The sequence below is a fragment of the Erwinia sp. GW821-FHT03D09 genome (assembly GCF_059420805.1).
Genome location: NZ_JBWKUK010000033.1, coordinates 1 through 12656, shown reverse-complemented (window position 1 = coordinate 12656; position 12656 = coordinate 1). Strand labels below are relative to the sequence as shown.

The 12656-nt window shown below is 45.8% G+C and carries 11 protein-coding genes and 5 pseudogenes; 13 read left to right on the top strand and 3 right to left on the bottom strand.

The window, feature by feature from the left end:
• The 4 genes from AC07U6_RS21960 to AC07U6_RS21945 form a co-directional block, all read left to right on the top strand.
• A partial coding sequence (locus AC07U6_RS21960; RefSeq protein ID WP_494764847.1) for a bacteriophage T4 gp5 trimerization domain-containing protein occupies positions 1–528 on the top strand: 528 nt, incomplete at its 5' end.
• A gap of 22 nt (positions 529–550) precedes the next feature.
• Entirely contained in the window at positions 551–970 is a 420-nt protein-coding gene (locus tag AC07U6_RS21955) for a DcrB-related protein (RefSeq protein ID WP_494763316.1), read from the top strand.
• A 21-nt stretch (positions 971–991) separates the two neighbouring features.
• Positions 992–5716: an RHS repeat-associated core domain-containing protein gene (locus tag AC07U6_RS21950; protein ID WP_494763315.1), complete on the top strand. Its 4725-nt coding sequence runs from the start codon at positions 992–994 to the stop codon at positions 5714–5716.
• Between the two features lie 7 nt (positions 5717–5723).
• Positions 5724–6164: an SMI1/KNR4 family protein gene (locus AC07U6_RS21945; protein ID WP_494763314.1), complete on the top strand. Its 441-nt coding sequence runs from the start codon at positions 5724–5726 to the stop codon at positions 6162–6164.
• 37 nt (positions 6165–6201) lie between these two features.
• Here AC07U6_RS21945 and AC07U6_RS21940 read toward each other — a convergent pair whose 3' ends face one another.
• On the bottom strand, positions 6202–6537 hold the full coding sequence (locus AC07U6_RS21940; RefSeq protein WP_494763313.1) for a SymE family type I addiction module toxin: 336 nt from the start codon (positions 6535–6537) through the stop codon (positions 6202–6204).
• Between the two features lie 78 nt (positions 6538–6615).
• Positions 6616–6987, bottom strand: a complete 372-nt coding sequence (locus AC07U6_RS21935; protein ID WP_494763312.1) for a helix-turn-helix domain-containing protein — start codon at positions 6985–6987, stop codon at positions 6616–6618.
• Positions 6988–7139: 152 nt separating this feature from the next.
• Between AC07U6_RS21935 and AC07U6_RS21930 the strand changes: the two are divergent.
• The 9 genes and pseudogenes from AC07U6_RS21930 to tssD form a co-directional block, all read left to right on the top strand.
• A pseudogene (locus tag AC07U6_RS21930) lies at positions 7140–7415 on the top strand (CHC2 zinc finger domain-containing protein); the annotation flags it as partial.
• 299 nt (positions 7416–7714) lie between these two features.
• Positions 7715–7794, top strand: a pseudogene (locus AC07U6_RS21925) (RHS repeat-associated core domain-containing protein); the annotation flags it as partial.
• A gap of 21 nt (positions 7795–7815) precedes the next feature.
• Complete coding sequence (locus AC07U6_RS21920; RefSeq protein WP_494763311.1) at positions 7816–8172, top strand: hypothetical protein; 357 nt, start codon at positions 7816–7818, stop codon at positions 8170–8172.
• 15 nt (positions 8173–8187) lie between these two features.
• Positions 8188–8565 (top strand): hypothetical protein, encoded by a 378-nt coding sequence (locus tag AC07U6_RS21915; RefSeq protein WP_494763310.1) that lies wholly within the window; start codon positions 8188–8190, stop codon positions 8563–8565.
• A 403-nt stretch (positions 8566–8968) separates the two neighbouring features.
• Positions 8969–9088: pseudogene (locus AC07U6_RS21910) on the top strand (RHS repeat-associated core domain-containing protein); the annotation flags it as partial.
• 447 nt (positions 9089–9535) lie between these two features.
• Complete coding sequence (locus AC07U6_RS21905) at positions 9536–10195, top strand: pentapeptide repeat-containing protein (RefSeq protein ID WP_494763309.1); 660 nt, start codon at positions 9536–9538, stop codon at positions 10193–10195.
• A gap of 139 nt (positions 10196–10334) precedes the next feature.
• A pseudogene (locus AC07U6_RS21900) lies at positions 10335–10421 on the top strand (RHS repeat-associated core domain-containing protein); the annotation flags it as partial.
• Positions 10422–10808: 387 nt separating this feature from the next.
• A complete protein-coding gene (locus tag AC07U6_RS21895) occupies positions 10809–11768 on the top strand; it encodes a hypothetical protein (protein WP_494763308.1) in 960 nt (319 codons plus the stop codon).
• 183 nt (positions 11769–11951) lie between these two features.
• Positions 11952–12116, top strand: coding sequence for a type VI secretion system tube protein TssD (gene tssD, locus AC07U6_RS21890; RefSeq protein WP_494763307.1), 165 nt, complete (start codon positions 11952–11954; stop codon positions 12114–12116).
• An 18-nt stretch (positions 12117–12134) separates the two neighbouring features.
• On the opposite strand, the pseudogene AC07U6_RS21885 reads toward tssD, so the two are convergent.
• Positions 12135–12587 (bottom strand): annotated as a pseudogene (locus tag AC07U6_RS21885) (integrase core domain-containing protein); the annotation flags it as partial.
• Positions 12588–12656: the final 69 nt, after the last annotated feature.

The window sequence follows — 12656 nt, the reverse complement described above, 5'->3', positions numbered from 1 at the left end:
AGGACCCACAAAGGAGAAGGCTACAACGAACTGCGGTTTGAAGATGCCAGGGGCAGCGAAGGGCTGTTTCTGCATGCGCAAAAGGATATGACGACCAAGGTGCTGAATAATCGTACCACTACCGTGTTAGCTAATCATACCGAGATGGTCATGCAAAATCAGACTGTTTCTATCCTTCAAAACCACAATATGACAGTGAGTGCCAATCATGGTGTGGCGATACAGGGTGATCAGACGACGGTGATTGGTGGGCGAAGAGAGGAAGCAGTGCAAGGCCCATTAATACTCTCTTCTGCCACAGGTATACGGTTGGTATGTGGTGCTGCGGTGATCGAATTGGATACAAGCGGTAATATCAGTTTGATTTGTAATAATTTTAACTTTTATGGTTCTGCCAATGGTCAGATCGCAACAGGGGGTGTGTTGGATCTGAATATGGATGGCGGGGGGCCAGGAACAAAGGCAGGTCCGAGCGCTGCGGCTATTAAAGCTGCGGTTAAGGCGGCTTTCCCACCGGCTAAAAAATAATAAACGTCAATAGGGATGAAAAATGAAATACCAAATCCAAGAGGGAAACTTTGAGTTACCAGTCGGTGGGGAAGATGAGAGTGTTAATATAATAAAATTCAATGAATTGCAGGCGGCGTTGGTGATTACTCGCGCCCGTTTGGCACAAGGACAGTCATTGGAGGGATATTACGACCAGCAGATGGCACAGTTAAAACGCGCCATGAAAAACTTTCTGCTTGATGAGAAAAAAACCGTCATGGTGAACAGTCCTGATGAACAACGACAGTCTTACCAGGCACACTGTGAGTTCGACCAAAAAGGACAAAAGATGCACCAATGCCTTTTATTCACTGAAGCACAAGGGAGCTTATTGGTGATGGCTTATTCACAGCCAAGGGCTTTTAGTGAGACTGACCTGGCTCACTGGCAGGGGATTATCGATAGCCTCGTTCTTCATTGATTTTTTGCAAAGGATAGCATCATGGCAGGGGATTTTCTGGCAGCAAAAGTAGATGACAAACTGGCGCACACATCCATCTGGGCTGATTTGGTCAGTGGTGTAGTGAAAGGCGCTATTTATGCTGCGATTGGTGTAGCAGCTGTGGCAGCAACAGCCGCAACAGGAGGGGCTGCGTTGGCTGTTGGGTTAGCTGCGGGTGTGGCGGGTGGGTTCGTACTAGGGGAGGCGATTGATGCCGTTTCTGATGGTATCGGTGAGTTAATCGGTGGCACATCGCTGGATGCAACCATTATCACAGGCTCGTTAAACGTAAAAACCAAAAGCAAGCTTGCTGCGCGTGCTGCCGGAAGCATTCCCCATGAACGTCTCTATGCATTAATCGAAGAGGAACGGCAAAATCCGCCAAAGAATAAAGCGTTGGCCATCGCCGAAGGCGTAGCAAAAAAAGCCTTTATGCTGACGCCAGTAGGAATGACCATGTCTGCAGGTTCAATGGCCACATCGTTGTTCGATGACAATAAAGCGGCTCCGACTCCACCAACGCCACCGCCTGACAATGAGCCGAAAAAAGGGTTCTGGGAGGGGGTTTGGGATGGTATTGTTGCCCCGGTCACTGCGCCCAAGGATCCTGCTGCTACCCCGAAAGATGACGATAAAATTGTCTGTACCAAATGGCATGCCTTTGGCGGACCACTATATTTGGCCGAAGGCTCTAAAAAGGTGCTAATCAACAGCCAACCTGCCAGCCGTAACGGCGATCGCAGTACCTGTGAAGCCGTGATCAAACATACTCACGGTACACCGCGAGTTCGAATTGGTGGCAGCAGTGTGGTGGTCCGTGATATCCGAAGTGGAAAAAACCCGATCATGGATTTTTTGGGCCAGGTGGTCGGCTCTGCTGGGGTGGGGTTACTGGCTGGAGGATTACGGTCGGTACTCAACGGCGGGATCCGCAATTGTCTGAAGACCGTGGGGTGCACCCTCGCGATGGAGGCAGTAGGATCTGCCATCGGCGTTGGGATTAGCGCCACAGTGGGGGGCGCTATTGGTCGGGCTACTTCGGCGGTTTCCAATCCGGTTAATGCAGCCACCGGATCCAAAGTGCTCTACGGTGAGGAGGATCGTGATTTTGTGCTGCCGGGGCACTATCCATTGTATTGGCAGCGCGTGTATAACAGCCGCAATCGTAACCGGAGCGTGCTGGGCCGCGGTTGGTCATTGCCGTTTGATGTCTCTGTACGCCTTGAACAGTCCAGGCTCTTTCCGGGAGAGGATGAGGTGATTTACACCGATCGTTCCGGACGCGATCTCCCGTTGGGGATTATGGCATTGGGCAGTGCGTTCTTTTATGTTGATGAAGGCTTCCGGATGTATCGTAGCCTGAACAATATTTTCCTGCTTGAAACCCCGGACGGCGATTACCAGCTTTTTGAAACTGATCCCCACCGTATAAACCGGCTTCGGCTGGCCCAGACCCTCGACCGCCATGAGAACAGCCTGACCTACCGTTATAACCTGGAGGGGCAACTCACTCATATCTTTGATAAGACACAGGCGATAGCGGTAGAACTGCGTTATCACCCTGAACACCCGCAGCGCCTCTACCAGGTTTTTCAGCAGAGTGAAGAGCAACACGAACGCCTGTTAGTGGAATATGGCTACAATGCTGCCGGGCAATTGGAAACCGTTCAGGATGCGGATGGCCGTGAGACGCGGCGTTTTGCCTACGATCCTGAACACCACTTGATGACTATGCATCAGTTTGTGACAGGGCTGCAGGCACGTTATCGCTGGCAATGGCTGACCGTACCGGACGAGTTGCGAGATGAGGGAGATCCGCCAGAACAGGGCTATGTTGCTGAGCATTGGTTGATGGATGGCGAACAGTGTCTTGAAGCCTATCAACTGGAGTACGATCTGCCTCAGCGAACCCTGCGTGTGCACCAATCTGGGGTAGGTGTCAGTGTCCGGCAGTGGGATACACAACACCAGATAACCGTGCACACTGATGTTTATGGTCATCGCTGGCAGTTTGCGTGGAACGACAAGCGCCAACTGAGTTCTGCGACAGATCCGCAAGGGGGGATCTACCGTTTCGAGTATGACGAACGCGGTAACCTCAGTGCCAGCATCAATCCGGAAGATGAGAAGTTCTTTACCGAGTGGGATGAGGATTTTGCGTTTCCACGTTCGCGGATATTGCCCAACGGTGGTACCTGGTATTACCAGTACGGTGCACGGGGCGACCTTATCTCTACTATTGACCCCGCAGAGCAGGTTACCCGCTATGACTATGATGACCAGGGCAATCTGATACGCCTGTTGGATGCCAGAGGTAATGAGAACCACTATGCCTACAATCACCGTGGGCAGGTGATCCGGCAGACAGACTGTTCTGGTTACATGACGCGGGTGGAATATGACGCGTGGGGGCAGTTACAGCGGGTGACGGATGCCAGCGGGGCCATGACTCAATACCACTTTTCTGCTGCGGGATTATTGGAAAAACAGGTCCTGCCCGATGGCCGGGAGCCCCGGTTTCAGTATGATCCTGCCGGTCAACTTGAGCAGGTTATCAGCCCGGCGGGGGATATCACCCGATTTGCACGCAACCTCCGTGGGCAGGTCACGGCGCGGTGGGATGCCAAACAGCAGTGTGTACGTTTCCAGTATGACACTTTGGGGCGATTGGTGCGGTTACTGAATGAGAAAGGAGAAGCCTACCGGTTTGAGTATGACGCATTGCATCGCCTGACGGCGGAATACGATCTGAGTGGTCAATGCAGGCAGTACCAGTACAACGCATTGAGCGAGTTGATTGCGCTGGCCCATTTCCCGGATGCAGATGCGGCTGCGTTACAGTATTCGCCACTCTTTACCTGCTTTGAACGCGATGCGATTGGCCGGGTGCGGACGAAGATGACACACGACAGCCGCACTGAATACTGTTATGGCAAGAAAGGCATCACTCTCACCCGTTTTACGCGCGCCGAATGGGCGCAGGCCAGGGCCGAGCAGCGTGAACCCGACGTTGAAGACGTGCTGGAATTTACCTTTGACAGCCTGGGGCAACTGACCGCAGAAAATAATCACGGTGGTCAGTATCAGCATCACTATGATCCGTTGGGTAATCTGTTGAGTACGGTTCTGCCTGATGGTCGAGTGTTGCTCCATCTCTATTATGGCAGTGGCCATTTACAGCAGACAAACCTGGTGGATGGTGAGCAGACCTGGGTCCTGGCAGAGTACGAGCGTGATCGGTTGCACCGGGAAATCAACCGCACCCAGGGAGCGTTGCAGCAGCAGACGGAGTACGACGGCAGTGGCCGTATTGTCGCCAATATTACCCGGTCAGGGGCCCTGGCCACGGTCTTTGCGCCGGTGATTGACAAGCGCTATGGCTATGATGCCCATGACAATCTGGTCGAAAGGATCGTGAATTACGGTAATACGGACAGGCCGCTTCATTACGGGCCACGAGAGGCGGAGCAATACCAGTATGATCCGGCAGGGCAGATCCTGGCGAAAGTGAAAGGGTACGATACGGCTGAGTATCGGTATGATGCCGCGGCTAACTTGCTGGAGAGTAACTCCTCAGTGGCCGTTCAAAACCGGGTAACCCATTCAGGAGGATATACTTACCGCTATGATGCCTTTGGCCGGCTGTCGTTGCGTACCCATGAGCGTAAACGAATCAGGCAGCACTTTGGCTACAACAGTGAGCATCGCCTGATTGAAGTACGGTTTGAGGGACACCCGGACTTCACTCATGCAGAGTACCGCTATGATGCGCTGGGGCGGCGAACGCAAAAAATCCTGTATCGGCATGGCAACGCTGGGGTGCCAGCAGCGGAGCCTGAGGTGACCACGTTCTACTGGAATGGGATGGTACTGTGTGGTGAGTGCACCAGCGACAAACCCAAAAATCACGTGTTGTACACCTATCGCAACTTCAGTTACGAGCCGTTGGCCCGGGTTGATACTTTTCATCATGAAGAGACGGAAACGGAGAAAATCCATCACATCGTGGATGTGTATTACTACCATAATCACCTGAACGGGATGCCGGAAGAGTTGACCAATGCGGAGGGTGATATCGTGTGGCGCGGGCAGGCGAGTTTATGGGGGAATACGCTGAGTGAGGAGAATAGACAGTATGCGGTGGTGGCCCAAAACCTGAAGTTGCAGGGGCAGTACTTGGATCGTGAGACAGGGTTGCACTATAATACCTTCAGATTTTTTGATCCTGTCTGCGGGAGATTTACGCAGCCTGATCCGATAGGGCTGGCGGGGGGGATGAACCTGTATGCTTATGCATCAAACCCGCTAACATGGATAGATCCTCTTGGACTATCAGGGTGTGCTGTTACAAGAGCGGCGGAACATCGCAGTAATTTAGGAGGAAAACCTGGAGGAATTGGAAAAGGAAGGAATATAGCCACTTCTAATTATGATATTGATGGTGTATCAGGAGTTGCTGATGCTGTAAGTGGTAGAGGGTCTATTCCTGGGTTTGTTGATATTCCTGATCCAAATAACCGTTTATTCACAACAACGACTGTTTCCCATCCCCGAGCTTTTGATTCAGAAGCTAAAATATTAGAGCATATTGGGAGTAAAATAACACCTGACTCTAAAGGTACTATTAACCTATTTTCTGAATTGCCAATATGTGATTCATGTCAAGGAGTTATTAGGCAGTTTGGGGAAATGTTCCCGGGCGTGAAAATAAATATTCTTCAATAGGTATAAAATGAATAAAGAATTGTATGTTGAGGAAATTGATAAGATTGTAAGTGTAATCACTGAGAAAGGTATGCGTGTTATAGGATGTACTGAAAAACAAGTTGTGATTTTGGAGGAGGAATACGGAGTTTTGCCTTGCTCTTATAAAATTTTCTTGAAGAAAATGGGTATCACCGCTGGTGATTTCAAAGGAGGTACTTGGTTTTTCTTTAATGAATTACAAGATATAAATGAAGAAACTCGTAATTTAATGGAAGATAATAATGTTATCCCTCCTCCCAATATGTTTGCATTCTTAATGCATCAGGGTTACACATCATTATTATTTGTTGATACGGATAGTTTTGATCCTGCTGTTTATTGTTACACTGAGGGAGAGGATATAACTGATATTCATATGACATTCAGTCAGTTTATGAAGGCTGAAATAAATAACTACCTTTCTTGAAAGTAACCGGGGAATATTCCCGGCTATTTTTATACATTTACCCGGTTAAGCCCGGTATCTTTTGGAACGCCGCTTTAGCGGCGTCCCGTATTTCCTGATTAGTCTGCTTAAGTTCCAGCAGTTCCAGTCGCAGACTGTCTTTTTTACGCTTCAGTTCATCCACTTCATCGCTGTCTTTAATAATCACAATACAGCCATTGGTTATTTTAACGGTGACATGGACACCCCGATCAAATCCCGCCTCACGCAGCCACTTACCCTTTAAATTAATATTCGGCGTACTGGTATCGCCCTGATTCGGCACATATCCGACGATATACTGCCGCTGCGCTTTGGAAATCTTCACTTCTGAAATACAATCGTGTTCAGCCATGATTAACTACCTCGTATAGTTGCTTGTGGTGAGCGGCTGTTACAGGTTGCCTCCTGTAGCAGTCGCGTTAAATATCAGTCAGTTACGCGCCTGTGCAATCAGGGCGCTTAACATCTCCGAAATCATCTTCTGCTTTGCCTTCGGCAGACTGTCGATCTCTTCAATAAGCTGTTGCCACTTCGGGGCCGGGCCGCGCTTACGGGTGATCTTCTCCGGTTCTTCGCCCAGTAAATCTTCCAGAGAAACTGAAAGCAGCCTTGCCACGGCTGGGAGTATGGATATCTGTATCCGCCGCCTTCCGGCCTCCCATGCCTGTACAGCCTGCTGGGAGACGTTCAGCGCCTGCGCAACCTGCGTCTGCGTCATCCCTGCCTCCTTCCTCAGCGCGGTGATCCGCCTGCCAAGTTCAGCGATAAATACCTGTTCTTCGTTACTAATCGGTGCGGCCATAGTCGTTTTACCTGAAATCCTTTGAGACCTGATGACTATAATCTATTCCATGTTTTACATTTAACTGTTGTAAATACTACTAGCTGATGTATATGCTTGTCGAGTTATTTTTAGTCAAACCCTCTTGACAGGTTTTTACAGGAGTTCGCGTTATGGCCCGCATCCCGGAAGCAGAGTTACAACACCTGAAAACCGCCGTTCCGTTAGTTGCCGTTGTGCGCTCGCAGGGGTGGCAGATGTTCAAAAAGGGCAAGGACTTCACGGTGCTGTGCCCGTTCCACGAAGAGAAAACCCCGTCTCGCGTCATCTCGCCGTCGAAGAACCTGTATCACTGCTTCGGCTGCGATGCGGGCGGCTCGGTGCTGGACTGGGTGATGCACACCGAAAAACTGAGTCTGCGTAAGGCGGTGGAGCGGCTGTGCGGTGAGCCGTGCCGTCACCAGCAGGCCTCGCCAGCTCGCGCCCGGCCAACCCGTAGCAGAGCCGCAGCAAGCAGCGGCCCCGCTACGGGGTCGGGTAATGACAGACATCACAGATAAAGACAACGACAAAACAAAGGGTTAACGGCGGCTTGCGCCGCCGTTATACTGGTCGTCGGGGTAAAAGTGCGCGTCGGGATCGGTGTGCTAACGTGATGTTAAAAGTGTGAAAGCTGCTCTTTAAAAAGTGAGGCGTGGCACGGGCGGTAGCGTGTTAAAAAGTACGATGGCATCGGGATCGTCCCTATGACCCGATAGGGCTGGCGGGGGGATTAATCTTTATCAGTATGCGCCTAATCCATTAACGTGGATCGATCCTCTTGGGCTGGTTAATACAGCATTATCAGAATTGTTAGGTTTAAATTCTAATTCTATAGGCGTTTATAGATACACTGATAAAACAGGACGTATTTATGTAGGTTCAACAGTTGACCAAGATTTCATTACAAGATTAGGGCAACATATAGATTCTGGTAAATTACCTATTGATCAAATCAGTACTGTACAAGTGCTTAATATGGATGGTCATTCTGCACAAAGTATATTAAATAAGGAAGCTAGTGAGATAGTCAGAAATGGAGGCCGAATAACTGATGGTGGAACTACATCAAATATTAGGGCGCCGAGTGGAACTAGAGAAAATTTCAAAAATAGTGCATGGGTACAGGCTGAAAGTGCTCAAGAGTCTAGATTCGGTTCTAAATGATAAGAGGATAATGACATGGGAGATTGGAGTCGAGAGCCTTGGGGTAATGATGAGGCTGCTGATTGGTTTCATGTGTTTTGGAAAAAAAATGATATTTCTTTACTAATAAATGAAATAGAAGATTTTTCTCCTAAAGATGAACGATATGATTCAATAAGAGCTGCTTGTTATTTACTACAGACTATAGGTATTGTTTATGTTTGGCCTGTGCGTCATAGGGATATATTAAAAGATCTTCTAAATAAATCTATTGTAATATTAACCAATATGATTTTCCCTCCTGATGAAGACTGGGGTTTTCTTGATATGTGGGGAAATGATGCTGAAGTAATAAAAGCAGTAGAGTCACAAATTGAAATATTGAAAATTAGGTTGTCTGAAATAAAAAATTAAAGTTGATGAAATAAGGCTTGGCTACTTTAATAAATAAATGGCCGGAAAGATCTCCTGATCTTTCCGGCTATTTTTATCCGTTTACCCGGTTAATCCTGGTATCTTCTGGAACGCCGCTTTAGCGGGATACTTACAATATCCCGCAGTTGCTGGCGTAGCTCTTCCTGTTCGTGTTTAAGATCGTCCACTTCATCACTGTCCAGAACCAGCACAATACAGCCATCGGTTATTTTAACGGTCAGATGTGCGCCCGTCTCAAATCCCGCTTCACGCCGCCATTTACCTTCGGGCGCTTGGTATCGTCTCTGTTGGTGTATCACTCAGGATGGAGTAACATTCTGTTTTTAGTTATGGTCGTTTGCCATGCGTTTTAATAGACTGATAGTACGCTCCAAATTGAGGGTATAACTGGAAAATAGGTTGGTTCCGTTCTTATGACCCGATAGGGCTGGCGGGGGGAATTAATACCTATGCGTATGCGCCGAATCCTCTCATGTGGATCGATCCGTTTGGGTTGACATGTGTAGGCAAAGGTTCAGGGGGTAAAGGTTCTGGTGGTAATAAAGCAGTGGATCGTGCCGTGGCTGAACTGGATATGGCGGTACAACGTGCTAGCAGATTGCTTGACCGTGGTGGTCATATGAATACACCATGGGGGAAAATACATCAGCGTTGGTCGAATAACTCCCATATACCTCAGTGGTTGAAAAATGTATCACGTGGTAACGCTATTCAGCAGATAACAGATAAACTAACTGCAAATAATAGGTATTTGTTAGATATTGATATTAAAAGGAATGTAACTGGATCATGGTGGGGAATTTACGTCCAGACTATCATGCTACACTACCTAATGGCAAAGTTGCGGTATTTGATATTACAACGCCGGGTCAGGCACCTAAAATCAGGAAGTATAATGTTGATGGTGTGACTGACTGGTTGATTAATATTCTTTATTGAGGTGGCTTATATGAGCAGGAAGTTAAAAAAAGAGTTAAGAGAACGATGGTCTACCGACCTAGATTTTGAGATTAATCGCAATCTGAAAAAAGAGAACTGGAAAGATAAGAGCACCCCTAATGTTCGTTGGATGCATCAGCCTTTTGGAACAACAGAAAGAGGTAAAATAGATTTCAGAGGGTTTCCTTTTAGGGAGTCATTTAAATATCATTATATATCTGATATTGATTTTTCATATTCTCATTCGCTACATGAAATTGTTGATGGATATGGTATGTCCCGAGGTGGAAGTTTCATTTATACTATAATGGAAGGGTGTGTCTTTATTGATGCAGAAATGCCAGCTAATCTTTCAGAAAAATTTACGGATTGTGATTTTAGTGGTGCGGTATTTGAATCTACTAGAATAAATGCAGATTTTAATTCTTGCCATTTTTTTAAGTCTAAAATGAGAGATGTTTTAGTTAGTGGTAAGAAGTTTGTTAATTGTGATTTTACTAAATCTAACTTGGCAAAATCTAGTTTTTATACTTGTTATTTTGAAAATTGTATTTTTGATGATGCTAAGTTTTCTGGAACTAACATATCAGGCAGTACATTTGTGAATACTAGACCATCGGATGTCCAAATCGCGAATTGTTCTGTTGCGGATAAATTAAAATTTTTATAAACAGTAATACTGGAAAAGTGCGCGTCGGGATCGGTGTGCTAACGTGATGTTAAAAGTGTGAAAGCTGCTCTTTAAAAAGTGAAGTGTGGCGCGGGCGGTAGCGTGTTAAAAAGTACGATGGTATCGGGATCGTCCCTATGATCCGATAGGGCTGGCGGGGGGGATAAATCTTTATCAATATGCGCCGAACCCGCTGGCATACATCGATCCATGGGGATGGTGCTTTACTAAGAGACTGGGTGACTTTGGTGAAGCAAACGCTAAAGCTCAGCTAGAGGCGTCTGGGAAGTATACTGATGTATTTTCAATACAGAATGGTTCTAATAACGGTATAGATTTAGTTGGCGCAAGACCTGATGGTAAGTTTGATATTTTCGAGGTGAAAACAAATAGCACTGGAAATGTAGGGACTTTAAGCAATAGGCAAATGAGCTCACAAGATTTTATTAGAACAGTTTTGCTCGATGATGTGCCTAGTGGTGGGTATAACATGAATGGATATAGACCTTCGGATATTTTGGCAAGTGTTGGAGTCGCTAGAATAATAGATGTGTTTGTCAATTCTTCAGCCAATGGTCGTTAGCATTTGGGACTAATAAATGGAGGGTGAAAAATGACAAATGATATGATTAATAAAGTGGCTGGTTATGTAACTGTAGAGGAAGCAGAGTATTATCGTGGTGTTAATGAGCGTCTAATAAAATATCTTGAAGGGCAAGATGATTTACCTTATGAGTACTTTGTTAATGAAAAGGTGGGCAGTAGGATTGTTCATCAAACTATTATGGATGTTCTAGGGGATAAGTCTAAAGAAATTGCTGTTTTAGCACGTGATTTTAATTGTACTCGAGATGAAAGTGGTTTTTTAAATTTAATTAACGGTTACTATATTGAGGCGTTAGCTAATGTTGCTGCATTTTTTCGAAAAGAATTCTTGCCGGCTAGATTAGATACTAATTTAAGTATGTTATGTATGCTTTCGCTAGCATTTTTTGGAAAAAATGAACAACAATTATTAATGAGGCAGCTAAAGAGTTTTTTGGATGACAGAGTGAATCAAGCGGAAGAAAAGAAAAACCTTGCTATCAAGAGATGTTTTGGTAGCTCAAGTATCTTGCCATTGGCAATTATGCTTTATAATGACTATTCTGGGCTAGATCCTGTGATAAATAATTTGAGTGGCTTATTGGACGGTGAGCAAAACAAACTAAAAGCCAAAGTGGATGATAACTTTAATCCGATTTATATAAATGCTTATAAGGGTTTTTTGAGTGGTGATAGAGGTGTTGTTTCTTCAGTTATTCATGATATGGCGGACTTTCATATAAGTAGATGTAGAAAAAACTCAAAAGAGTTTTATGAGTTTGATAGTATAGAATGGCAGTATCTGCCTGCGGAAATTATTTGTTTGTTAGCTGTTCGAGTAAGGCAGAATAAAGATGTTAGCTTTATATCACACCCAGTTATTGACTCTTTTTTACCATATCTTCACCTTTCTCAGAAGGATGTTTTGAGTGAACTTTCTTTAAAAATAAGAGATGAGTTATTTAAAAGAAATAATTATATATTGTAGGGGTTATGAAAATTTTTTTATTAGCTTGGTGTAATTGTGTGGAGTAATTAATATTAGCCGGAAATGCTTATTTTTCGGCATTTCATTATTCAATTATTGGCATTTTTTGAAGGAGGGTGATTTTAAATTAATGCTAAGCTATCCATTTATGTTTTTTAAAATAAACACTGATAAGGAAATTAAATGTCAAGCTTGATTTATCTATCCCTAAAAGGAAAAGTTCAGGGGCTTATTTCTGCAGGTTGTAATACCAAGGAATCGATAGGAAATAAATTTCAAAACGCGCATAAGGATGAATTTCTTGTATACGACTTCCAGCATATGATAAGGGAATCCGCCCATTTTTAACGGAGGTGATAAGTAGAATCAGGTCATGCGCTGAATATGCTGCATCGGCGTGAAGCCATTCAGTGCCATATTCGGACGTTCATGATTATAAAACTATTGCCACTGCGTGGCATAGCCCTGCAATTCGTCCAGTGAGATAAACAGGTGCTGTCCCAGCCAGTCATAACGCACTGTTCGGTTATATCGCTCAATATAAGCGTTCTGCTGAGGTTTACCTGGTTGTATAAAACGAAGAATTATATTCTGCTGAGCTGCCCATGATATCAGTACTTTTCCGGTATATTCTGGCCTGTTATCGCATCGTATTGCTTCCGGTTTACCTTTCCATTCAATGAGTTGCTCGAGAGTTCTTACCACACGGCTTGCTGGCAGAGAAAAATCCACCTCAATAGCCAGTGCCTCACGATTAAAGTCATCAATAACATTCAGTAACCGGACTGAGCGCCCATCTGATAGCTGATCGTGCAGGAAGAGGAGTCGCAGCCTCACCCCAATGTCGAGGTACGGTTTGTGGCTCCACCGCCAATAAAACATTACTCA